Here is a 22,927-nt window from a genome sequence, read left to right on the forward strand (position 1 = left end):
CCGGTGAAGCTGGTCACGGCCGCGCTCCGGGAGCGGGGGAAAACGACCGTGTTGTCTAGACCAGTGTTGCACGCAGGTAGCTCCTCGGAGCCGCTGCGTTCAAGACTTGTGATTGTTTCTTTTCGGGGCATAAACCCCGGTCGCCGACCCTGCCCACCCTGCCGCGAGCACGCGCCCGACGCCATTCGGCTCGCCGCCGGATAACCTGACGAATGTGGAAGACCCCGCGGTGGCGAACCTCGATCAGCCCGACTATCCGCAGCACTGGGAAGCGGACATCCTGCTGCGTGACGGCGGCACGGCCCGGATCCGGCCGATCACGCCCGCCGACGCCGGACGGCTCGTCGAGTTCTACGAGCAGGTGTCGGACCAGTCCAAGTACTTCCGGTTCTTCGCCCCCTATCCGCGGCTCTCCGACAAGGACGTCCGCCGCTTCACCCACCACGACTTCGTGAACCGGGTGGGCCTCGCGGTCGTGGTCGGGGACCGCTTCATCGCCACCGTCCGGTACGACCGGATCGACGCCGACGGCCGCCCGTCCGACACCGGCACCGACGCCGAGGTGGCCTTCCTGGTACAGGACGCCCACCAGGGCCGCGGTGTGGCCTCCGCGCTGCTGGAGCACATCGCGGCGGTGGCCCAGGAGCGCGGCATCCGCCGCTTCCAGGCCGAGGTACTGCCGGAGAACCGGAAGATGGTGAAGGTTTTCACCGACGCGGGCTACACCCAGCGCCGCAGCTTCGCCGACGGCGTGGTGCACCTGGACTTCGACCTCGAACAGACCGACCGCTCGCTCGCCGTGATGCGCGCCCGCGAGCACCGCGCCGAGGCGCGCTCGGTGCAGCGGCTGCTCACGCCCCGCTCGGTGGCGGTGATCGGCGTCTCCCGCACCCCGCAGACCGTCGGCCGGGCCATCCTGCGCGACCTGCTGGGGGACGAGGCCCCGGCCGACCGCCCGGTGTACGCGGTGAACCGCAACGCCGAACCCGGCACCGAGCTGGACGGCGTCCCGGTCCACCGTTCGGTTCTGGACATTCCGGGACCGGTGGACCTCGCGGTGATCGCCGTCCCCGAGAGCGCCGTCCCGGCCGCCGTCGCCGAGTGCGGCGCCCACGGGGTGCAGGGCCTGGTGGTGGTCACCGCCGGCTACGCGGAGACCGGCCTGGAGGGCCGGGACCGGCAGCGCGCGCTGGTCCGCCAGGCCCGCGCGGCCGGCATGCGGGTGATCGGCCCGAACGCCTTCGGCCTGATCAGCACCGACCCGCAGCGTCCGCTGAACGCCTCGCTCGCCCCGCGCCTGCCCGGCCGCGGCGGCTTCGGCATCTTCTGCCAGTCCGGCGCGATCGGGGTGGCCCTGTTGGAGGCCGCCCACAAGCGCGGCCTCGGCGTCTCCTCCTTCGCCTCGGTCGGCAACCGCGCCGACGTCTCCGGCAACGACTTCCTCCAGTACTGGGCCGAGGACGAGGCCACCCAGGTGGTGCTGCTGTACCTGGAGTCCTTCGGCAACCCCCGCAAGTTCACCCGGATCGCCCGCCGCCTCGCGGCCGTCAAGCCGGTCGTGGTGGTCAAGGGCGCCCGGCACACCGGCAGCCTGCCGCCCGGCCACGCCGTCCCCGCCACCGCCACCGGCCTGCGCGACGCCACGGTGGACGCCCTGTTCGAACAGGCGGGCGTCACCCGGGTCGCGACCATCACCGAGCTGTACGACACCGGCGAACTGCTGGCCCAGCAGCCGCTGCCGACGGGGGACCGGGTCGCGGTGGTCGGCAACTCCGACTCCCTCGGCCTGCTCACCTACGACGCCCTGCTGAGCGCCGGCCTGCGCCCGTGCACCCCCGTCGACCTCACCACCGCCGCGACCGGCGAGAACTTCCGGATCGCCCTGGACGTCGCCCTCGCCGACCCGGCCGTGGACGCGGTGATCGCCGTCGCGATCCCGCCGATCGGCACCTCCGCGCACGCCTTCATGGGCGGCCGGCTGACCGCCGAGGACGACCCCGAGATGGGCTCGGACGACCCGGAGATCGCCGCCGCCCTGCTCGAAGCCGGACAGCGTGCCCGGGAACTGGGCAAGCCGCTGCTGCTCACCCACCTGGCGCTGACCGACCTGCCGGCCCGGCTGCGCCCCGGCGGCATCCCCGCGTACGCGGCGCCCGAGCGGGCCGTGAACGCCCTCACCCACGCCGTGCACTACGCGCAGTGGCGCCGCCGTACGGCCGAGGCCGAGGAGACGGCGCGGGTCCCGGAACTCGACCGGATCGACGAGCCCGGCGCCCGCCGGCTGGTGGAGGAGGCGCTGAGCACCAGGGCAGCGATCGCCCGCCCGTCGCCCACCGCCACCCTTGTCCGAGGCGCTACGCGACGCTCCCTCCTCTGGCGCACCCAGCCCGGCGGCGCCCGGATCACCCTGCCCGAGCCCCAGGCCAGGGAGCTGCTGGCCCGCTACGGGATCGACGTCTCGCCGACGATGCCCGCCCCGGACGAGGAGACCGCGGTGAGGGCCGCCGGGGCACTCGGCTACCCGGTGGCCCTCAAGGCGACCGCCCCGCACCTGCGCCACCGCCCCGACCTGGGCAGCGTCCGGCTGGACCTGACCGACGAGGCGGGCCTGCGCCGCGCCCACCACGAGCTGGACGCGCTGCTCGGCGGCGCCGCGCAGGCCGGGCTGATGGTCCAGCGGATGGCCCCGCGCGGCGTGGACACCGTGATAGCCGCCACGGTCGACCCCGCGGTCGGCGCGATCCTCTCCTTCGGCCTGGCCGGCGCACCGGCCGAACTGCTGGGCGACCTGGCGCACCGGCTGGTTCCGGCCACCGACCAGGACGTCGCCGGGCTGATCAGGGAGGTGCGGGCGGCGCCGCTGCTGTTCGGCTGGCGCGGTGCCGAGGCGGTGGACACCGGCGCCCTGGAGGAGTTGCTGCTGCGGGTGTCGCAGCTGGTGGACGACGTGCCGGAGATCGCCTCGGTGGATCTCGAACCGGTGGTCGTGGCCCCGCACGGACTGGCGATCCTGGGGGCGCGGGTGCGGGTCGCACCCCTGCCGGTCCGCAGCGATCTGGGCCCGCGCGCGATGAGCACGCTGTAACCTTCCTTGGTTGCGCCCTGCCCGGGCGCTGTTGTCCGAAGCTCGGCGCCGTGCCGCCCGCTTCGTCGGCGGACCATGCCAGGATGGAGATATGGCGAAGACCGGTACCACCACCACTCAGGACCTGCGCTCGGCGATCGAGCGCAGCGGCTACTACCCGGCCCTGGTGTCCGAGGCGGTCGAGTCCGCGGTGGGCCCGGAGCCGATCAGCTCCTACCTGGTGCACCAGGAGACGACCTTCGACGCCAACGAGGTGCGCCGGCACGTGACGGTGCTGGTGCTCACCCCGACCCGGTTCGTGGTGAGCCACACCGACGAGCAGTCCGGCGCCGAGGGCAGCCCGGCGGTGCCGTTCGCGACGACGTCGACGGAGAGCGTGCGGCTGGACCGGATCGGCTCGGTCGTGGTGAGCCGGATGGTGGCGAACCCGGAGACGTACACCCCCGGCACGCTGCCGCGCGAGGTGGTGCTGACGATCGGCTGGGGCGCGGTGCAGCGCCTGGACCTGGAGCCGGCCGGCTGCTCCGACCCGAACTGCGAGGCGGACCACGGCTACACCGGCTCGGCCACGGCCGACGACCTCTCGCTGCGGGTGAGTGAGGCCGGTGACGGCCCGGAGACGGTGTCCCAGGCGCTGGTGTTCGCCCGGGCCCTGTCCGACGCGACGATCAGCAACGGTCCGCGGGTCTGATCGCCGCCGTTTCCGCCCGCTACGAATCCGGTTCCATGTCCTTCGTTCCTGCCGACGGCTACGACGCCTTCGAGATCCTTGACCCCGCCACGGCCCCCGCGCCCCCGTACGGCAGCGGTTCGCTGTGCGACCTGCTGCCCTCGGTGGCGGCGGGGCTCGGCGTCCCGGGGTTCACCGCGACGCTGCCCGTCGCCCCGGCCGACCGGGTGGTGGTGTTCCTGGTGGACGGCCTGGGCTGGGAGCTGCTGCTGCGCCACCCCGAGTACGCGCCGTTCCTGTCCTCGCTCGCCGGGAGTTCGCTGGGCGGCAGCGGCCGTCCGCTGACCGCGGGCTTCCCGTCCACCACGGCGACCTCGCTGGCCTCGGTCGGCACCGGTACGCCGCCGGGCCTGCACGGCCTGGCCGGGTACACGGTGGCGGTGCCGGGCGCCGGCTACCTGATGAACCAGCTGCGCTGGCAGCCGCCCACCGCGCCGCACGTCTGGCAGCCGTACCCGACGGTCTTCGAGCGCACCCACCAGGCCGGGGTGGCGACGGCGCAGGTCTCGTCCCCGCTGTTCGCCCAGACCCCGCTGACCAAGGTGGCGCTGTCCGGCGGCACCTTCCTCGGCCGCACCACGGGCGAGGAGCGGATGGACCTGGCGGCCTCCTGGCTGGCCGAGCACGACCGGGCGCTGGTGTACACGTACGTCAGCGAGCTGGACGGCGCGGGCCACCGCTTCGGGGTGGACTCGGACGAGTGGCGGATGACGCTGGACGCGGTGGACCGGCTGGCCCGCCGACTGGCCGGGCAGCTGCCGCCGCGCTCGGCGATGTACGTGACGGCCGACCACGGCATGATCGACATCGCCCCGGAGGACCGGATCGACTTCGACGAGGACTGGGAGCTGGGCGCCGGCGTCGCCCTGCTCGGCGGCGAGGGCCGGGCCCGGCACGTGTACGCCGTCCCCGGGGCCGCGGCCGACGTGCACACGGTCTGGAGCGAGGTGCTGGGCGACCGGATGTGGGTGGCGACCCGCGACCAGGCGATCGAGGCGGGCTGGTTCGGCCCGGCCGTGGACGAGCGGGTGTACGCCCGGATCGGCGACGTGGTGGCCGCGGCGCGCGACGACATCGCGATCGTCGCCTCCCGCAACGAGCCCGGCGAGTCCGCGATGATCGGTCTGCACGGTTCGATGACCCCGGTCGAGCAGTTCGTGCCGTTGCTCGAAGTCCGCGGCTGACCGGGCCCCGCAGCGCACCTGACTCCTCTGTGTCCGAACTCCCTTGATGTGAAAGGCCCTTGCTCCACCCATGGCTGAACTGGTGTTCTTCTCGGGCACGATGGACTGCGGAAAGTCGACGCTGGCGCTGCAGATGGACCACAACCACGCGGCGCGCGGCCGGAGGGGCGTGATCCTCACCCGCAACGACCGGGCGGGCGCGGCGACGATCTCCAGCCGGCTGGGCCTGCGCGCCGACGCGGTCGAGGTGACGGACGACTTCGACTTCCACGCGCACGTGGTGCAGCGGCTCTCGGCCGGCGGCCGGGTGGACTACCTGATCTGCGACGAGGCGCAGTTCTTCGCCGCCGAGCAGGTCGACCAGCTGGCCAGGGTGGTGGACGAACTGGACATCGACGTCTACACCTTCGGCATCACCACCGACTTCCGCACCCGGCTGTTCCCCGGCTCGCAGCGGCTGATCGAGCTGGCCGACCGGGTGGAGGTGCTCCAGGTCGAGGCGCTGTGCTGGTGCGGCGCGCGGGCCACCCACAACGCCAGGACGGTCGGCGGGGTGATGGTGGTCGAGGGCGCCCAGGTGGTGGTCGGCGACATCTCGGTGGACCGGGACGAGGTCGGCTACGAGGTGCTGTGCCGCCGTCACCACCGCCGCCGGCTGACCGCGGCGACGGCGCGCGCCTCGGTGCTCTCACCGGACGTGCTGCCCTTCGAGGAGCAGCAGGCCTGAGGGCGGGCGCGCCCCCGGCTTCACGGGTCAGTGCTCCTGGGGAAGCACCTCCAGGACGGAGAAGTGCCCGCCCTGCGGGTCGGCCAGCCGGGCGGCCCGGCCACGGGCGGTGTCGTGCGGTCCGACCAGGATCCGGCCGCCGAGATCGACGGCGTGACGGGCGGTCAGGTCGGCGTCGCCGACCGCGAAGTGGGTGCGCCAGCGAGGCGGGTGGCCGCGCAGCTCGGCGCGGTTCCGGATGCCGGCGACCGGACGCCCGTGCACCAGCAGCGCGGTCTCGTCCGCGGCGGAGCGGACCGGGCGGTCGAGCACGGTGGAGTAGAAGGCGGCGGCGCCTTGTGCGTCGGGGGTGAGGAGTTCGGCCCAGGCCGGTCCGCCGGGTTCACGGCCGGCCTCCCGGCCGAGGTGCTCCTCGCCCTGCCAGAGTCCGAAGACCGCGCCGGAGACGTCGGAGGCGATGGCCATCCGGCCGGCGCGCTCGGCCTGGAGCGGCCCGACGGCGACCGTCCCGCCGCACGCGCGGACCAGCTGGGCGGTGCGGTCGGCGTCGTCCACGGCGAAGTACGTCGTCCACTGCACCGGGAAGCCGGTGGCGGTGGAGACGCCGAGGCCGGCCACCGGTGCCCCGTCCAGCCGGGCCCGGACGTAGTCGCCGATCTGGCCCGGCCCGGGCGCGTACGTCCAGCCGAGCAGGGCGCCGTAGAAGGCGCGGGCGCCGGGCAGGTCGTCGGTCAGCAGGCTGGCCCAGCAGGGCGTGCCCTGGGCCAGTCGGAGTTCCACCGCGGGCAATGCGGGCCTCCTCGTGGGTGGTTGGCGCACGGAAACCTCGCGCGCGAGGGTGATGCTTCCACTCTGACGGGCGCCCAACCCTCGGGCCGCGCGGAAAGTCCGGCAAAGAGCGCACAAAGAGCGGCGAGTCGGCCGGGCTGCGCGACAATGGCCGCCATGACCACCACCTACAACGACGGTTCTCCGCTGATCTCCGCGGCCGGACTGCGGGAGGCGCTCGCCTCCGCGCTGCCGCCGGTGCTGTTGGACGTGCGCTACCAGCTGGTCGGTGCCACTCCGGGCGGCCCGACCGCGGCCGAGGAGTACCGGGCCGGGCACCTGCCCGGCGCCCACTTCGTCGAGCTGGACCGGGACCTGGCCGCGCCGCCCGGCGCCCCCGGCCGGGGCGGCCGCCACCCGCTGCCGGACCCGGAGGAGTTCGGCGCGGCGATGCGCGGCTTCGGGGTGGGCACCCGGCGCCCGGTCGTGGTGTACGACGGTGCGGCCTCGATGGCGGCGGCCCGGGCGTGGTGGCTGCTGCGCTGGGCCGGGCACCGGGACGTCCGGGTGCTGGACGGCGGCTTCGCGGCCTGGGAGGCGGCCGGGCTGCCGGTGACGGCCGAGGTGCCGGACCCGGAGGAGGGCGACTTCAAGCCGGTGCCGGGGCAGCTGCCGACGGTGGACGCGGACGGCGCCGCGGCCTGGGCGCGCGGCGACCTGCTGCTGGACGCCCGCTCCGGGGAGCGCTACCGGGGCGAGACCGAGCCGGTCGACCCGCGGGCCGGGCACATCCCGGGCGCGGTCTCGGCACCGACGGCCGGGAACGTGGGGCCGGACGGCCGGTTCCTGCCGGCGCCCGAACTGGCCGCCCGGTTCAGGGCGCTGGGCGCGGGGGAGCGGGACACCGCGGTGTACTGCGGTTCGGGCGTGACGGCGGCGCACCAGATCCTGGCGCTGGAGGTGGCGGGCCTGCCGGCCACGCTGTACCCGGGCTCGTGGAGCGAGTGGTCGAGCGACGAGGCGCGCCCGGTGGCGGTCACCGGGCAGCCGGGCTGAGCCGGCGGGACACGCCGGAGGGGCGGGAGGCCAGGCCTCCCGCCCCTCCGGCGTACCGCTACGGCTACTCCTGCTTCTTGCGCCGGCTGCCGAAGACGATCTCGTCCCAGCTGGGCACGGTGGCCCGGCGGCCGGGCCGGACGCCGTCGGCCTCGGCCTGCCGGTCGGTGGTGCCGACCAGGCGCTCGCGGTGCGGGGCGACGGCGCGCGGCATCAGGATGTCGGCGTAGGCCGAGCCCGCGCCGACCGCGGGTGCGGCGGCGGCCGCCGCGGCCGTCTCCTCGCTCTCCTCGGCGACCTCGGCGGGCACCGGTTCGACCGGGGCCGGGCCACCGACGGCGAGGTCGCCGCGGAAGGCGGGGACCACGTCGAGCAGGCTGGTCAGCGAGTCCCTGGACTCGGCGGTGGCCTCCCGCGACTCGCGGACCTCGCGCGCCGACATGATGCGGTCGGCCGAGGGCCTGTCGATCATCGGGCGGGGCGGCCGGTCCTGGGGGAGCCGGGCGATCCGCGGGATGAACGGGAAGATCGACTCCTCCTCGCGCTCGACGTTCTCGCCGATCAGCGCGCGGGCCTCGTCGTCGTTGGGCTGGACCAGGCGCCGGGGCGGGTCGTACGTCCAGGAGGCGCTGCGGCCCTCGCCGTCGGCCCGGTAGGAGAGGATGACCTCCCAGGTGCCGTCGTCGCGCCGCCAGGAGTCCCAGCGTTCGGTGTCCTTCTCGGCGCCGCGCAGCGCGAGCCGCTCGGCCACGGCCTCGCCGAGCTGCGGGCCGGGGGACTCGCCGTTGCGGCGGATGGCGGTCTTGCGGGCGCGCTCGGCCATGAAGGCGCGCTCGGCGAGCACCGGCCCCTCGAAGCGGCGGACGCGGTCGACGGAGATCCCGGCGGCCTGGGCGACCTCCTCGGCGGAGGCACCGGCTCGTATCCGGGCCTGGATGTCCCGGGGGCGCAGGTGGCTCTCGACCTCGATCTCGATCTGGCCGAGGCGTGGCCGGTCCCCACGGATGGCGGCGCGCAGCCGCTCGTCGATGGGAAGGGTGTACTCCGTGCTGTCGGCAGCCTTGAGCACCAGTCGTGTGCCGTCGTTGCTCACGGCCACAACCCGCAGTTCGGGCACGGTTACCTCCCGGGTTGTGCCTGCCGACGTCACCTGCGTCGCTGCTCCCGTACTGAGTGTGGCCTGCCCGCTCGCGACTGGCCACAACCTTGCTGAGTTCCCCGGCGTGTCGGGCTTACGCCCGCGCACGCCGCTGTGGCACGGTTGCCTTTTTGCCACGCCATCCGTCGACGTCGCGCCTGGGTGTCCCGGCCGTCCTCGCACGCGCAGTGAACGCGACGGTCCGGGACGGGCGTCGCCGTGCGTGCCCGCTCCGTGTCTCCTCGTCAAGCTGCCGGTGTAGGCACAGTCGACAAGTCGACCCAAGGCTCGGGCTTTACGAACAGTACTCCATTCGTGGCATCCGGAGGGGCGGCTCGCCGCTCAAGTCTCCCGCGATTCACGGGAATCTCAAGAGCGCCCACCCCTAATGGCGGACCGCCACCGGATGAACGGTGATCATCTTCACACAATCCGGGCCCGGAGAACCGCATTTTCGTCCCTTGTGTCCTTCTTTGGGCAAGATGGAGTGTCTTGTTCGAAGAACAGCCGTACGGACCGAGGGATGGCGATGCCGGAGCGGAGCCCCGCCGACGAGGGCGGAAAGGCCAAGGAGGAGCGCAGGCGGATCGATCTGAGTGTGGCTCAGGTCGCCGCGAGTGCGCTGGCCACGGTGGTGGGCGCGCTGTTCGCCTCCGAACTGGGGGTGTACGGCACGATCCTGGGCGCCGCCGTGGTGAGCATCGGGGCCACCACCGGCGGCGCGGTGTTCCAGCACATCTTCAAGCGCACCGGTGAGCAGCTGCGCGAGGTGGTGGACCGGGGGCCGAACCAGACCGCCAACACCCTGCGCCAGACGCCCGCCGGGCCCGAGCCGTCGGCGCGGCCGGCGGTGATCAGCTCGGAGTGGAACGAACCGCGGGTCGTCCGGGCGCGTCGGCGGTGGGGCTGGAAGACGTACGCGGCGGTGTCGGGGCTGGTCTTCGTGGTGGCGATGACGCCGATCGTGGCGTTCGAACTGGCCACCGGGCAGCCGGTGTCGGCGACGGTCAAGGGCGAGTCCGGCAACGGCACCTCCTTCGGCGGCTCGGTGGCGCCCAAGTCCTCCCAGCCGCAGGACGCCCCGTCGGACCGGCCCGCCCCGGGCGACCGGAACGGCCGGGAGACCAAGCCGTCCGACGCCACCCCGTCCGGCGGCGCCTCGCCGTCGGCGACCACGCGGCCGGGCCGGGAGCCGAGCGGCACGCCGAGCACCGGCGCGGGAACGGCCTCCCCCTCGGCCGGTGCGGGCGCGACCCCGTCGGCCGGCTCCTCCCCGTCGGCGGGCGGCGGGAAGCCGACCGGCGAGGCGACCCCGCCGCCGTCGGCGCCGGGCAGCGACCCGGCGAACAACCCGGCGAACAACCCGGCGAACGAACCGGCGAAGGTGCCGGTGGCCCCGCCGCCGCCCGTCGACGAGACGTCCCGCACGTCCTAGGCGCCGAGCACCCGGCGCAGGTAGTCGTTGCCGAACACGCGCTGCGGGTCGACCTCGTCCCGCAGCGCGGTGAAGTCGCCGAAGTGCGGGTAGACGCCGGACAGGTACCCGGCGTCGCGGGTGTGCAGCTTGCCCCAGTGCGGCCGGCCCTGATGGGCGGTCATCAGCTGTTCGACACCGGTGAAGTAGCCCCGGTCGGCGGTGCCGCGGTAGAGGTGAACGGCGATGTAGGCGCTGTCCCGGCCGGAGGCGGTGGAGAGCCAGAGGTCGTCGGCGGGGGCGAAGCGCACCTCGACCGGGAAGCTGACCTTCCAGTCGGAGCGTTCGACCAGGGCCTTCAGCTCGCGGAGCACCTCGCCGACGGCCGCCCGCGGCACCGCGTACTCCATCTCCAGGAAGCGGACCTTGCGCGGGCTGGTGAACACCCTGTACGCGGTGTCGGTGAAGCTGCGCTCGGACCAGGCCCGGCTGGCCAGCGCGGCGATCGAGGGGATCGATCCGGGGAAGCGCCGGCCGACCCGGCAGGCACCCTCCCAGACGGTGTTGGAGAGGAAGTCGTCCTCCAGCCACTCCTTGAACCGCGGCAGCGGGGCGGCCGGGCCCTGGCTGCGGTTGTTGCGCTTGGTGGAGCAGCGGACGGTGTGCGGGAACCAGTAGAACTCGAAGTGCTCGTTGACGGCGGTGAGGTCGTCCAGGCGCTCCAGCACCTCGTCGAAGCCCATCGGCTGCTCGTGGGCGGTGAGCAGGAAGGCCGGCTCGACACCGAAGGTGAGCGCGGTGATCACGCCGAGGGCGCCGAGGCCGAGCCGGGCGCCGTGGAAGAGCCGGGGGTTCTCGGTGGGGGAGCAGTGCCTGACGGTGCCGTCGGCGAGGACGATCTCCAGCGAGCGGATCTGGGCGGCCAGCGAGCCGGAGTCACGGCCGGTGCCGTGGGTGCCGGTGCTGGTGGCGCCGGCCACGGTCTGGACCTCGATGTCGCCCATGTTGGTCAGCGAGAGTCCCTCGGCGGCGAGGACCCGGTTGAGCCGGTGCAGCGGGAGACCGGACTCGACGGTGATGGTGCCGGCCTCGCGGTCGATCCCGCGGACCGCGGTGAGCGCGTGCGGGCGGATCTGGACGCCGTCGCCGGCCGAGGCGATCGAGGTGAAGGAGTGTCCTGAGCCGACCGCCTTGACCGTCCGGCCCTGTTCGGCGGCCCGCAGGATCTCCTTGGCCAGTTCCTCCACGGTGCCGGGGGCGGCGGTCCGGGCGGGCCGGGCGCTCTGGTTGCCGGCCCAGTTGGTCCACCGGGTGGGCGTCGCGGTACTGGCCTGGGGCATGTGCGCTGCCTTCTGCTCCGTGGCCGAACGGGTCGGCGCGGTCCGGGGCGGCGCGGCCGCCCTCAGGGCCTGTCTCTTGGATCCTTGCCGGGTCCGCGGCCCTGATCCGACCAAATCCAAAAGACAGGCCCTACCCACAGGTAGGCCCGCGGGTAGGGCGAGAGATTAGTCAGTTCACCGTTCGGCGTCTACGGGTCGTTCGACCCCGTCGGCCGCCGCCGTGTCGGGCGTGCCGGCGGCCAGTCCGGCGCGCAGCCGGCTCAGGCCGGCCAGGGCGGCGACCACCCCGAGCAGGCCGGCCGCCAGCGGGACCCAGTAGCCCGCGGCGGCGCCGGAGGCGTCGATCACCCAGCCGCCGGCCGAGGAGCCGGCCGCGACGCCGAGCGCCAGGCCGGTGGTGGTCCAGGTCATGCCCTCGGTCAGCTGGGCGGCCGGGACGAGCCGTTCGACCAGCGCCATCGCGGTGATCAGGGTGGGGGAGATGGCGATGCCCGCGACCAGCAGCGCGGCGCCGACCACGGCCAGCCCGCCGACGCCGTGCACCGTGTGGGCGACCAGCAGCAGCGGCACCATGCTGACCGCCATGAACAGGACGCCGACGAGGAAGCGCGTCGCCATCGAGCCGGTGAGCTTGAGGGTCCCGAAGACCACCCCGGCCAGGCAGGAGCCGAGCGCCCACAGGGCGAGGATCACGCTGGAGATCGACTTGTGGCCCTGGGCCTCGGCGTAGGCGACGGTGACCACCTCGACCGAGCCGAAGATCGCGCCGGTGGCGACGAAGGTCAGGATCAGCGTCTGGAGGCCGCCGTTGCGGATGACCGAGCCGCCCTGGTGCCGGGCGGCCGGATGGACCGGCGGCTCGGTGGAGCGCTGCCCGGCGAACAGCAGGACGCCGAGGGCGAGGAAGATCCCGGCGAGCAGCACGCCGGCCTCGGGGAAGACGGAGGTGGCCAGGCCGATGGAGAGGATCGGGCCGACGATGAAGCAGACCTCGTCGACCACGGCCTCGAAGGAGTACGCGGTGTGGAGCTTGCCGGTGTCCTCGCGGTAGAGGTGGGCCCAGCGGGCGCGGACCATCGCGCCGGTGCTCGGCATCACACCCATGCCGGCGGCGAAGACGAACAGCGTCCAGTCCGGCGCCTCGAACCGGGCGCAGAGCAGCAGGCCGGTGACGGCGACGACGGTGATCGCCATGGCGGGGACGATGATCCTGCGCTGGCCGTGCCGGTCCACCAGCCTGGAGACCTGCGGGCCGAGGACGGCGGCGGAGATCGCGAGGCAGGCCGAGACCAGGCCGGCCACCCCGTAGGAGCCTCTGAGCTGGGACAGCATGGTCACGATGCCGATCCCGGTCATGGAGATCGGCAGTCGGGAGACGAAGCCGGTGGAGGAGAAGGCCAGAGTGCCGGGGGAGGCGAATATCTGGCGGTAGCTGGACAGCACGGGAGCTCCGGGCGGGGGGAGTAAGGAACAAGGCCGGTAAACACAGCTTACGTACCTTGGCAAACGGTATTTTCCGGGCACCGGCGCGGCCCCGGCGACGGCGTCCGGTCCCTCGGTGGCAGGATCGGTGCCATGTCCGACGCGCGCAAACTCTCCCGCTCCGGCGCCGCCCCGTACGACGCCCTGCTGCTGCTCTCCTTCGGCGGGCCCGAGGGCCCCGAGGAGGTCGTCCCGTTCCTGGAGAACGTCACCCGGGGCCGTGGCATCCCCAAGGAGCGGCTGAAGGAGGTGGGCAAGCACTACTTCATGTTCGGCGGGATCAGTCCGATCAACGGACAGAACCGCGAGCTGCTCGCCGCGCTGCGCGAGGACTTCGCCGAGCACGGGCTGGACCTGCCGGTCTACTGGGGCAACCGGAACTGGGCCCCCTACCTGGTCGACACCCTGCGGGAGCTGGCCGCCGACGGCCACCGCCGGATCGCCGTGCTCGCCACCAGCGCCTACGCCGGCTACTCGGGCTGCCGCCAGTACCGGGAGAACCTGGCCGACGCGCTGGCCGCGCTCGCCGAGGAGGGCGTACCGGCCCTGCGGGTCGACAAGCTGCGGCACTTCCACAACCACCCGGGCTTCGTCGAGCCGATGATCGACGCCACCCTGGCCGCCCTGGCGGAGCTGCCCGAGGCCGTCCGCCCCGGCGCCCGGCTGGCGTTCACCACCCACTCCATCCCGGACGGCATGGCCGAGACCTCCGGCGCCCCCGACGACCCGGCCCGCGGCCGGCCCGGCGGCGCGTACGTCGCCCAGCACCTGGACGTGGCCCGGCTGATCACCGCCGCCGTGGCCGAGCGCACCGGCGTGGCCGACCGGCCGTGGGAGCTGGTGTACCAGAGCCGCAGCGGCGCCCCGCACATCCCGTGGCTGGAACCCGACATCTGCGACCACCTGGAGGCCCAGCACGCCGACGGCGCGCCGGCCGTGGTGATGGTCCCGATCGGCTTCGTCTCCGACCACATGGAGGTGAAGTACGACCTCGACACCGAGGCCGTCGCCAAGGCCGCCGAACTCGGCCTGCCGGTGGCGCGTGCGGCCACCGTCGGCGCCGACCCCCGGTTCACCGCCGCGGTGCGCGAACTCGTCCTGGAGCGGGCCGCCACCGAGCGCGGCGAGGATGTCACCCGCTGCGCCCTCGGGGCCCTCGGCCCCGGCCACGACGTGTGCGCGGTGGCCTGCTGCCCCAACCCGCGCGCCCCGCGCCCGGCCGTCGCCGAGCGCTGACCGTCCGCGCCGTCGGCCCGTCCCGCCCGTCTCGTCCGCCCGCCCCGCCCGTTCCGTCGCCCCGGAGGAGAACCCCGTGCCCACCCCCGCCCTGCCCGACGACCGGCTCCTCGACGACCTGCTGGAGGTCGCCCTGGACGCGGCCAGGCAGGCCGGCGCCCTGCTGCGCGACGGCCGCCCCGCCGACCTCGGCGTGGCCGGCACCAAGAGCAGCCCGGTCGACGTGGTCACCGAGATGGACCTCGCCTCCGAGAAGCTCGTCCTGGAACTGATCACCGACCGCCGCCCCGAGGACGGCTACCTCGGCGAGGAGGGCGCCGAGCGGCCGGGCACCAGCGGGGTGCGCTGGGTCGTGGACCCGCTCGACGGAACGGTCAACTACCTCTACGGGCTGCCCTCCTGGGCGGTCAGCGTGGCCGCCGAGGTGGACGGCCGGGCGGTCGTCGGCGTGGTGTACGCCCCGGCCCGCGGCGAGCTGTTCCACGCCGTCCTGGGCCGCGGGGCCCGCCTGGACGGCAGCCCGCTCTCGGCCCGCCCGGCCCCGCCCTGGGGGCAGGCGCTGATCGCCACCGGCTTCAACTACGTCCAGCCGGTGCGGGTGCGGCAGGCCGAGGTGCTGCTGGCGCTGATGCCCGAGGTGCGGGACATCCGCCGGGCCGGAGCGGCCGCGGTGGACCTGTGCGACGTCGCCGCGGGGCGGCTGGACGGCTACTACGAGCGCGGCCTCGCCCCCTGGGACCGGGCGGCCGGCTGTCTGATCGCCACCGAGGCCGGCGCCCTGGTCGGCGGCCGCCCCGGGCACGGCCCGGACGGCGAGCTGACCGTGGCCGCCGCCCCCGGGGTCTACGAGCCGCTCCAGGAGCGCCTGGCCGCGCTGCGCGCCTGGGAGGACTGACCGGTTCCGGCCGTCCTGCCCGCCGCCCTGCCCGCCGCCTGGACCGGGGTGGGCGGGGCAGCGGGCGGGGCCGGACATGCGAAGAGCCCTGACATACGGGGGATGCCAGGGCCTGGGTTTCGCACGGCCCCCGCAGGGCCGCTGGTGCCGGAGATCCGGCGACGGGTCGGTGTGCCGGACGGATCAGGCAGCGGTGCGGTGGCGCTCCAGCACCGTGTCCACGCCGTGCTCGGCGGCGAGTCGGCGGAGGTCGTCCAGCTCGGACTGCTCCACCTCGGCGAGGAACTCGTCCCCGGCCTCGATCGCGCGGTGCAGGTCCTGCTCGGCGTTGGCTATGCGCTGCAGGATTCCGGCCTTGAAGGCGTCCATACGGGCCCCCTTACTGTGTCGGACGTGCACGGTCGTGCGCTCTCCGCCCTGAGGAGGTCCAGCCGGTGAAAGCACCCAGGCCGGAAGGTGGTGAATTCCGGACGGGCGCGGAGACGACCTTCGGCCGCTCCCGGTGATGTCCCAGCCCCAGGGCCGGCGCGGATGAACGCACGGCGGGTGGGTGCGATCGGCCGTCAGCCAGATCGCGGGTGTGCAGCTGTCCTCCCCGCACCGGGGACCGGGAAACCTCCCGGCCGAAGAAAGTTGCCCGCGTCACAGTCCAAACGGAGTGGTGCGGACGCGAACGGTCACCGCTGCGGGCTCGGGTCCCCTGTCCGTGGGGCAGCTTATCGCTGCTTTACCGCCGGACCAGGCAGGATGGAGGCACCGTCGGAGCCGTGCGTCCGCTTCCCGGGCCGGCCTGGAGAAGGGACAACGACTGTGCGGGTTCTCGTCGTCGAGGACGAGCAGCTGCTCGCCGAGGCCGTCGCGACCGGCCTGCGCCGCGAGGCGATGGCCGTCGACGTGGTGTACGACGGGGAGGCCGCGCTCCAGCGCATCGCGGTCAACGACTACGACGTCGTCGTCCTGGACCGCGACCTTCCGCTGGTCCACGGGGACGACGTCTGCCGCAAGGTGGTCGAGCAGGGCCTGGCCACCCGGGTGATCATGCTGACCGCCTCCGGCGACATCAGCGACCGGGTCGAGGGCCTGGAGATCGGCGCGGACGACTACCTTCCGAAGCCGTTCGCCTTCAGCGAACTCGTCGCCCGGGTAAGGGCGCTGGGCCGCCGCGCGACCGTCCCGCTGCCTCCGGTGCTGGAGCGGGCCGGCATCTCGCTCGACCCCGGTCGCCGCGAGGTGATCCGCGAGGGGCGCACCGTCCAGCTCGCCCCCAAGGAGTTCGCCGTCCTGGAGGTGCTGATGCGGGCCGGCGGCGCCGTGGTCTCCGCCGAGCAGCTGCTGGAGAAGGCCTGGGACGAGCACACCGACCCGTTCACCAACGTCGTGCGCGTCACCGTGATGACGCTGCGCCGCAAGCTCGGCGACCCGCCGGTGATCATCACCGTGCCGGGCTCCGGCTACCGGATCTGACCGGAAACCACCCCCCGGAAACCACCCCTCCGGAATCCGCTCCGAGGATTTCCCGCCGTATCCAGCGCCCGCCCCGGCGGACGCCCCGAGAGGACCGTCATGACCACCCCGCCGCCCCTGGCCGGCGGGCCCTCCGGCGCGCCCGCCGGCAGCCCGCGTGCCGTACCGCCCAAGCCCGCGCACCCACCGCGTCCGGCCCGGCCGCGCGAGCACGAGACCTACGTCCCCGGTGACGGCCTGCTCGCCTGGCTGCCCTTCCGCCCCACCATCCGCATGCGGCTCACCCTGCTGTACGGCGGGATGTTCCTGATGGCCGGCGTGGTGCTGCTGCTGGTGATGTACTTCTTCGTCCGGCAGTCCCTCCAGGAGGTCGGCCAGCCGCACCTGGTGCTCACCGGGCCCGGCATCTCGGTGCTGACGCCGGACGGCCGGAGCCTCACCAGCCAGGCCGGGCTCGACCAGTGGCTGAACGACAACAGGTCCATCCAGGCCGCCGCGGCGCTCAACACCCTGCTGCGCAAGCTGCTCACCGTCCTGGTCTGCCTCGCCGTGATCGCCTTCGCGGCCGGCTACGCGATGGCCGGCCGGGTGCTGCGCCCGCTCGGCCGGATCACCCGCACCGCGCGTGACGTCGCCTCCTCCGACCTGCACCGACGGATCGAGCTGGACGGCCCGGACGACGAGCTCAAGGAGCTCGCCGACACCTTCGACGACATGCTGGACCGGCTGGACCGCTCCTTCGACTCCCAGCGCCGCTTCGTCGCCAACGCCTCGCACGAGCTGCGCACGCCGCTGGCGATCAACCGCACCCTGCTGGAGGTCCAGCTCTCCGACCCGGGGGTCTCGGCCGACCTCCAGCAGCTGGGCAAGACCCTGCTGGCCACCAACGAGCGCAGCGAGCAGCTGGTCGAGGGCCTGCTGCTGCTCGCCCGCAGCGAGAACGAGCTGACCGACCGGCGCCCGGTGGAGCTGTCCGAGGTGGCCACCAGGGCGCTGGAGCAGACCAGGGTCGAGGCCGACAAGCGCGAGGTCGAGCTGCGCTCGAAGCTCGACCCGGCCATGGTCGCGGGCAACGGCGTGCTGCTGGAGCGGCTCGCGCTCAACCTGCTGCAGAACGCGGTCCGCTACAACACCGCGGGCGGCTGGGTCGAGCTGGCCACCACGGCCGTCCCCGGCGGCGGCGAGCTGGTGGTCTCCAACACGGGACCGGTGGTGCCCGGGTACGAACTGGAGCACATCTTCGAGCCGTTCCGCCGGGTCAAGGGCGCCGACCGCACCCGCAGCGACAAGGGGGTCGGGCTCGGCCTGTCCATCGTCCGCTCGGTGGTGCGCGCCCACGGCGGCACCGTCGAGGCCACGCCGCGCGCCGGTGGCGGCCTCACCATGAGGGTCCGCCTCCCCTCGCCGTAAGGGTCGAACGCCCCTTCCGCAGGCGACCGTTTCCAGCCGTCCCCGCCAGGCCCGTCAAGACGACATAAGGCCTGGCGGGGGCGGCTTGTCTTTTCCGGCCCGAGCAACTTACGGTGTCGTAACCTACGCAACCGTAGGTGAGTCCGCCGGCGGCCCCCGTCGACGGGTTCCTACGACGTGTTCCCGTCCAGCGCGCCCGTCCCAGCGCGTGCCGTCCCCTCAGGAGCAAGACCGTGACCATCGCCCCTGTGCAGAGCAGCTCCTCACTCGTCGCGAGCGGCTGGACCGACGCGCGGCTGATCCTCGCCCTCGAGGAGGTCGTGGAGAAGGAACTCAACCGCCACCTGGAGGTGGCGAAGGAGTGGATGCCCCACGAGTTCGTCCCGTGGAGCCAGGGCCGCGACTTCGACGGCGTGCTGGGCGGCGAAGCCTGGTCGCTGGAGCAGTCCCAGGTGACGGCGCTGGGCCGGGTGTCGCTGGTGGTGAACCTCCTGACCGAGGACAACCTGCCGAGCTACCACCACGAGATCGCGAGCATGTTCGGCCGCGAGGGCGCCTGGGGCACCTGGGTGCACCGCTGGACGGCCGAGGAGGGCCGCCACGGGATAGCCATCCGCGACTACCTGCTCGCCACCCGGGCGGTCGACCCGGTGGAGCTGGAGCGGGCCCGGATGAGCCACATGTCGGAGGGCTTCGAGTCCGACAACGCGCACAGCATGCTCCAGTCGGTCGCCTACGTGGCCTTCCAGGAGCTCGCCACCCGCATCGCGCACCGCAACACCGGCAAGTACGCCGGCGACCCGCTCTGCGAGCAGCTGCTGGCGAAGATCGCCAACGACGAGAACCTGCACATGGTCTTCTACCGGAACCTGCTGAAGGCCGCCCTGGAGATCGCCCCCGACCAGGCCATGCGGGCCATCGCCGACGTGGTCACCGACTTCCGGATGCCCGGCCACGGCATCCCCGGCTTCGAGCGCGCCGCCGCGCAGATCGCCCTCGGCGGGGTGTACAACCTGCGTATCCACCACGACGACGTGCTGCAGCCGGTGCTGCGCCACCTCAAGGTGATGGAGATCGGCGGCCTCGGCCCCGAGGGCCTGCTGGCGCAGAACGAGCTGGGCGTCTTCCTGGACGGGCTGGACGGCCAGGCCCGGAAGTTCGAGGAGCGCCAGGCCGCCCTGGTGGCTCGTCGCGCGGCCCGGAAGAGCGCGGTCTGAGGCTCGGCGCCGTACGGTCGGAGTGGGTGGATTTTCAGCGGTTTGCCCAGGAAGATTCTGAACGTGACCAAGCTCACATCGTGTCGCTCCGCGATTTCGGGCAACCTCGGAGAGTGATCACCTGATCAGGGGTGCCGATCGCGGTCCGTGACCGGATTCCGGACCCGGATCGGACCGCGGGATCGGTCGGCATCCCTGGCCGGCAAGGGATTCGGCGGGTGTTCGCACCCGCGACGCTCACTGTGCGTGTCCGGTTCGCCGGGGCTGAGGAGGGCCGACGATGGCCCAGCGTGAGGCCTTCCACAGCCCCGGGGATCACCCCGATGGAGCCCGGGCTGAGTGTCGATTGAGTAACAGGGCTTGAAGTAAGGCAAAATCTCCGCCTCGGGTCGGGCACAAGACCGGCCCCCCATGCGTTACGTGCGCTGGAGATACCGCACACACCGCACAAACCCGGAGGGGGAGAGCGACAAATGGCAACCGACTACGACACCCCACGCAAGACTGACGACGAGCTCAACGAAGACAGCATCGAGGAGCTCAAGGCTCGGCGGAACGACAAGGGCGGCGGCTCCGTCGACGTCGACGAGTTCGACGCCGCCGAGGGCATGGAGCTCCCGGGCGCCGACCTCTCGAACGAGGAACTCGCCGTCCGAGTGCTGCCCAAGCAGGCGGACGAGTTCACCTGCATGAGCTGCTTCCTGGTGCACCACCGCAGCCAGCTCTACAGCGAGAAGAACGGCAACCCGATCTGCCGGGACTGCGGCGCCTGAGCACCGCGGCGGACAGGGCCCGGTGCCCGCGGCTGCGCCCGCGGGACCGGCACACCGCTCCTTCCGGCCCCGGGCAGCGGGGCCGGACGGCAGGTCCGGGAACCGTCCGGCAGGACGGGCCCGGCAGGACGGAGTCGGCCGGTGAACCGGTCAGGACAAAGTCGTAGGGACGGTCCCGCAGCAGCGGAACCGTCCCTCTCCGTTTGTCCGGCCACTTCCGTCCGGCTCGTCCTCGTCCGCGGTCCGGCCGCCCGGGGCCTCAGGTGCGGGCGCCGCGCCTGGCGTCCTCCAGGGCCTCCGCCAGCTTCATCGGCGAGCGCGTCGACAGGTAGAGGTACGGCGTCGGGTCGGCCGGGTCGGTCACCTCGACCCGAAGTGCCGTCGGGACGTAGCTGCGCAGCAGCATGAAGGCGCGCGGATCGGCCTTGGGCCCGCGCCAGGCCGCGGCCTCGGCCGGGCTCAGCGCCTGCGCGCCGCCGAGCGCGTCGACCGGGATCCGGGCCGGGCCGGCCACCAGTGAGCCCTGGACCACGCGAATGCGGGCCGAGCCGTAGCTGCTGATCGCGACCGCGCCGGCGGCGATGCCGACCACCAGCCCGATCAGCGCGGCAGGACCGCTGACCCGGATCAGGATCAGCGCGAGCGTGAGACCCACCGCGATCGGGAGCAGCCACCAGGAACGCGGCACCGTGAGGCGTTCGTCGTACATGCCTCCATTGTGGGCGCCCTGACGCCCGGCCCGGGACGCCACCCCCACCGGAGGCCGTTCTACCCCTGGGTAGGGTTGGGCTCCGTGACCGGTACGACAGCCCCCACCACCCCCACCGACCGCCCGGCGCCCGCGCTGCCGCCGTCGCCGACCACCCCGCCGCCGGACGCCGTCCTGCCGGAGCGCCACCCCCAGGCGCCCGCCCCCGGCACCCGGCTCGGCTCCCACTACGAGCACTGCTTCGGCTGCGGCCCGCAGCACCCCGGAGGCCTGCGGATCGACGCGGTCGCTGGTGAGGGACTCGACGTCACCGCCGAGTTCGCCATCCGCGACGCCCACCAGGGCGGCCCCGGCCTCGCCCACGGCGGGCTGCTGACCACCGCCATGGACGAGACCCTCGGCACGCTCAACTGGCTGCTGCACGCCCCCGCCGTGACCGGCCGGCTGGAGACCGACTTCCTCAGCCCGGTGCCCGTCGGCTCGGTGCTGCACCTGCGCGCCTGGGTCACCGGCGTGCACGGCCGCAAGATCTACAGCGCCGCCGAGGCGCGGATCGGCGGTCCGGAAGGACCGGTCGCCGTGCGTGCGCAGGCCCTCTTCATCCAGGTGAAGCTGGAACACTTCACCACGCACGGTCGTGCCGAGGACATCGAGAAGGTCCTCGACGACCCTGATCTGATGAAGCGCGCACGAGCCTTTGAGGTGAACCCTTGAGCGACACCCCCCGTCCGCAGCTGGACGTCCTGATCAAGCGCATCGATCCAGAGCTGCCGCTGCCCGCCTACGCGCAGCCCGGGGACGCCGGCGCCGATCTGCGCACCACCGTCGACGCCGAGCTGGCCCCCGGTGAGCGGGCCGTCCTGCCCACCGGCATCGCCGTCGCCCTGCCGGACGGCTACGCGGCCTTCGTCCACCCCCGCTCCGGGCTGGCAGCTCGTTGCGGCGTTGCCCTCGTGAACGCCCCGGGGACGGTCGATGCCGGGTACCGTGGAGAGATCAAGGTGATCGTCGTCAATCTGGACCCGCGCGAGGGGGTCAGCTTCCGCCGAGGGGACCGCATCGCCCAGCTGGTGATCCAGCAGGTCGAGAAGGCCCGCTTCCACGAGGTGGAGGAGCTGCCTGGGTCGGCACGCGCCGAGGGCGGGTTCGGGTCGACCGGCGGCCACGCCGCGGTCTAGCATGCCCGCGGCTTCGCAGGAAGCCGAGCAGGTATTCGCATCGGTCTTGGACCGGGAAGGACAGTGACCGTGTTCCGTCGTCGCCAGAAGAGCGAGGACGCTGTCGAGCAGCTCGCCGACGACGCCATCAGCGCCGACGAGACGGCCGATGACGTCGAAGGTTCCGCCGAGAGCGAGAACGTGACCGAGCTGGACCAGGCCGACAAGGTCGGCCTGCCGCCGGCCCCCCGGCCCGACGGTCCGTGGGACCACTCCGAACTGGAGAACCCCGAGGAGGGGCGAGTCGACCTCGGGGGTCTGCTGGTCCCGGGCGTCGAGGGCATGGAGCTGCGCGTCGAGGTCGCCGGTGACGCGATCGTGGCGGCGACCCTGGTGCTCGGCAACAGCGCCATCCAGCTCCAGGCCTTCGCGGCCCCGAAGTCGGAGGGCATCTGGGGGGAGGTCCGGGAGGAGATCGCCGGCGGCATCACCGGGCAGGGCGGTCTCATCGAGGAGGAGGAGGGCCCGCTCGGCTGGCACCTCCGCGCTCAGGTCCCGGTGCAGCTGCCGGACGGCACCCAGGGCGTGCAGCTGGTGCGGTTCGTCGGCTGCGACGGCCCGCGCTGGTTCCTGCGCGGCGTGATCTCCGGCCAGGCCGCGGTGCAGCCGGAGATGGCCGGAATCCTGGAGCAGGTCTTCCGCCAGACGGTCGTCGTGCGCGGCGAGTCCCCGATGGCTCCCCGCGACCCGATCGTGCTGAAGCTTCCCGAGGACGCCCAGATGGTCGCCGACGGTGGCGGGGCGGCCGCCGGCGCGGGCGAGGGCGACAGCCGCTTCGGTGGCACTGCGCTCGACCCGTTCGCGCGCGGCCCGGAGATCACCGAGGTCCGCTGACCCGGCTGTGAGCCGCCCTGAGCTGCTCTGATCGGCACTGATCGCCCCTGCCCGGGAACCCGGGCAGGGGCGATTTGCATGTGGCGGGCCAGTCACCGTACAGTTCCGGAGTCGCCGCGGGAGACCGGGGCGGCAAAGCGGAAAGCAAATCCGATGAATGAAACTCCGGAAAACGGAGCGGAAAACATCTGATAAGCTTGAAACACGAAAGAACGAAGCCCGGAGGGCCTGCTGGAAGGCAGTCCGAA

General features: G+C 73.3%; 21 protein-coding genes. 15 read left to right on the forward strand and 6 right to left on the reverse strand.

The window, feature by feature from the left end:
- Positions 1-214: 214 nt before the first annotated feature.
- From ACIQOW_RS35400 to ACIQOW_RS35415, 4 genes are all read left to right on the forward strand, one after another.
- Positions 215-3,085: a GNAT family N-acetyltransferase gene (locus ACIQOW_RS35400; protein ID WP_401091971.1), complete on the forward strand. Its 2,871-nt coding sequence runs from the start codon at positions 215-217 to the stop codon at positions 3,083-3,085.
- Between the two features lie 91 nt (positions 3,086-3,176).
- A complete protein-coding gene (locus ACIQOW_RS35405; protein ID WP_188296095.1) occupies positions 3,177-3,776 on the forward strand; it encodes a DUF5998 family protein in 600 nt (199 codons plus the stop codon).
- A 35-nt stretch (positions 3,777-3,811) separates the two neighbouring features.
- Positions 3,812-4,999 carry an alkaline phosphatase family protein gene (locus ACIQOW_RS35410; protein ID WP_401091972.1) on the forward strand — a complete coding sequence of 396 codons (1,188 nt, stop codon included), beginning with the start codon at positions 3,812-3,814 and terminating at the stop codon, positions 4,997-4,999.
- Between the two features lie 70 nt (positions 5,000-5,069).
- On the forward strand, positions 5,070-5,726 hold the full coding sequence (locus ACIQOW_RS35415) for a thymidine kinase (RefSeq protein WP_401091973.1): 657 nt from the start codon (positions 5,070-5,072) through the stop codon (positions 5,724-5,726).
- A 27-nt stretch (positions 5,727-5,753) separates the two neighbouring features.
- On the opposite strand, the gene ACIQOW_RS35420 is transcribed toward ACIQOW_RS35415, so the two are convergent.
- Positions 5,754-6,506, reverse strand: a complete 753-nt coding sequence (locus tag ACIQOW_RS35420) for a VOC family protein (protein WP_401091985.1) — start codon at positions 6,504-6,506, stop codon at positions 5,754-5,756.
- A 165-nt stretch (positions 6,507-6,671) separates the two neighbouring features.
- On the opposite strand from ACIQOW_RS35420, the gene ACIQOW_RS35425 reads away from it, so the two are divergent.
- Entirely contained in the window at positions 6,672-7,550 is an 879-nt protein-coding gene (locus ACIQOW_RS35425; RefSeq protein WP_401091974.1) for a sulfurtransferase, read from the forward strand.
- Between the two features lie 64 nt (positions 7,551-7,614).
- Here the strand turns inward: ACIQOW_RS35425 and sepH are convergent, their stop codons facing one another.
- Positions 7,615-8,700, reverse strand: a complete 1,086-nt coding sequence (sepH, locus tag ACIQOW_RS35430; RefSeq protein WP_188296100.1) for a septation protein SepH — start codon at positions 8,698-8,700, stop codon at positions 7,615-7,617.
- Positions 8,701-9,217: 517 nt separating this feature from the next.
- On the opposite strand from sepH, the gene ACIQOW_RS35435 reads away from it, so the two are divergent.
- Entirely contained in the window at positions 9,218-10,123 is a 906-nt protein-coding gene (locus ACIQOW_RS35435) for a hypothetical protein (protein WP_401091975.1), read from the forward strand.
- Here the strand turns inward: ACIQOW_RS35435 and ACIQOW_RS35440 are convergent.
- Complete coding sequence (locus ACIQOW_RS35440) at positions 10,120-11,442, reverse strand: D-arabinono-1,4-lactone oxidase (RefSeq protein WP_401091976.1); 1,323 nt, start codon at positions 11,440-11,442, stop codon at positions 10,120-10,122. The two genes, ACIQOW_RS35435 and ACIQOW_RS35440, sit on opposite strands and share 4 nt — an antisense overlap.
- 174 nt (positions 11,443-11,616) lie before the next feature.
- Entirely contained in the window at positions 11,617-12,885 is a 1,269-nt protein-coding gene (locus ACIQOW_RS35445) for an MFS transporter (protein WP_401091977.1), read from the reverse strand.
- 132 nt (positions 12,886-13,017) lie between these two features.
- Here ACIQOW_RS35445 and ACIQOW_RS35450 point away from each other — a divergent pair, with 132 nt between their 5' ends.
- Both ACIQOW_RS35450 and ACIQOW_RS35455 read left to right on the forward strand, forming a co-directional pair.
- Positions 13,018-14,160 carry a ferrochelatase gene (locus tag ACIQOW_RS35450; RefSeq protein WP_401091978.1) on the forward strand — a complete coding sequence of 381 codons (1,143 nt, stop codon included), beginning with the start codon at positions 13,018-13,020 and terminating at the stop codon, positions 14,158-14,160.
- A gap of 76 nt (positions 14,161-14,236) precedes the next feature.
- The gene (locus tag ACIQOW_RS35455) at positions 14,237-15,055 is read left to right on the forward strand and encodes an inositol monophosphatase family protein (RefSeq protein ID WP_317620013.1); all 819 of its coding nucleotides are present in this window, start codon (positions 14,237-14,239) and stop codon (positions 15,053-15,055) included.
- A 183-nt stretch (positions 15,056-15,238) separates the two neighbouring features.
- Here the strand turns inward: ACIQOW_RS35455 and ACIQOW_RS35460 are convergent, their stop codons facing one another.
- Positions 15,239-15,424, reverse strand: a complete 186-nt coding sequence (locus tag ACIQOW_RS35460) for a hypothetical protein (RefSeq protein WP_030057688.1) — start codon at positions 15,422-15,424, stop codon at positions 15,239-15,241.
- A 441-nt stretch (positions 15,425-15,865) separates the two neighbouring features.
- On the opposite strand from ACIQOW_RS35460, the gene ACIQOW_RS35465 reads away from it, so the two are divergent.
- From ACIQOW_RS35465 to ACIQOW_RS35480, 4 genes are all read left to right on the forward strand, one after another.
- The gene (locus ACIQOW_RS35465) at positions 15,866-16,519 is read left to right on the forward strand and encodes a response regulator transcription factor (protein WP_188296105.1); all 654 of its coding nucleotides are present in this window, start codon (positions 15,866-15,868) and stop codon (positions 16,517-16,519) included.
- A 99-nt stretch (positions 16,520-16,618) separates the two neighbouring features.
- Positions 16,619-17,929 carry a sensor histidine kinase gene (locus tag ACIQOW_RS35470; RefSeq protein WP_401091979.1) on the forward strand — a complete coding sequence of 437 codons (1,311 nt, stop codon included), beginning with the start codon at positions 16,619-16,621 and terminating at the stop codon, positions 17,927-17,929.
- A gap of 233 nt (positions 17,930-18,162) precedes the next feature.
- Positions 18,163-19,146 (forward strand): acyl-ACP desaturase, encoded by a 984-nt coding sequence (locus tag ACIQOW_RS35475; RefSeq protein WP_401091980.1) that lies wholly within the window; start codon positions 18,163-18,165, stop codon positions 19,144-19,146.
- Positions 19,147-19,619: 473 nt separating this feature from the next.
- Positions 19,620-19,919 (forward strand): DUF4193 domain-containing protein, encoded by a 300-nt coding sequence (locus tag ACIQOW_RS35480; protein WP_030057692.1) that lies wholly within the window; start codon positions 19,620-19,622, stop codon positions 19,917-19,919.
- Positions 19,920-20,178: 259 nt separating this feature from the next.
- Here the strand turns inward: ACIQOW_RS35480 and ACIQOW_RS35485 are convergent, their stop codons facing one another.
- Positions 20,179-20,628 (reverse strand): DUF3093 domain-containing protein, encoded by a 450-nt coding sequence (locus ACIQOW_RS35485; protein WP_188296108.1) that lies wholly within the window; start codon positions 20,626-20,628, stop codon positions 20,179-20,181.
- A 135-nt stretch (positions 20,629-20,763) separates the two neighbouring features.
- Here ACIQOW_RS35485 and ACIQOW_RS35490 point away from each other — a divergent pair, with 135 nt between their 5' ends.
- The 3 genes from ACIQOW_RS35490 (at position 20,764) to ACIQOW_RS35500 (ending at position 22,679) form a co-directional block, all read left to right on the forward strand.
- Positions 20,764-21,342 (forward strand): PaaI family thioesterase, encoded by a 579-nt coding sequence (locus ACIQOW_RS35490; protein WP_401091986.1) that lies wholly within the window; start codon positions 20,764-20,766, stop codon positions 21,340-21,342.
- The gene (gene dut / locus ACIQOW_RS35495; RefSeq protein ID WP_030239204.1) at positions 21,339-21,806 is read left to right on the forward strand and encodes a dUTP diphosphatase; all 468 of its coding nucleotides are present in this window, start codon (positions 21,339-21,341) and stop codon (positions 21,804-21,806) included. The genes ACIQOW_RS35490 and dut overlap by 4 nt, the downstream gene beginning before the upstream one ends.
- Before the next feature lie 69 nt (positions 21,807-21,875).
- Entirely contained in the window at positions 21,876-22,679 is an 804-nt protein-coding gene (locus tag ACIQOW_RS35500; RefSeq protein ID WP_401091981.1) for a DUF3710 domain-containing protein, read from the forward strand.
- Positions 22,680-22,927 lie beyond the last annotated feature (248 nt).

Origin of the sequence: Kitasatospora sp. NPDC091335 (genome assembly GCF_044757205.1) — a bacterium.
Taxonomy (GTDB): domain Bacteria; phylum Actinomycetota; class Actinomycetes; order Streptomycetales; family Streptomycetaceae; genus Kitasatospora.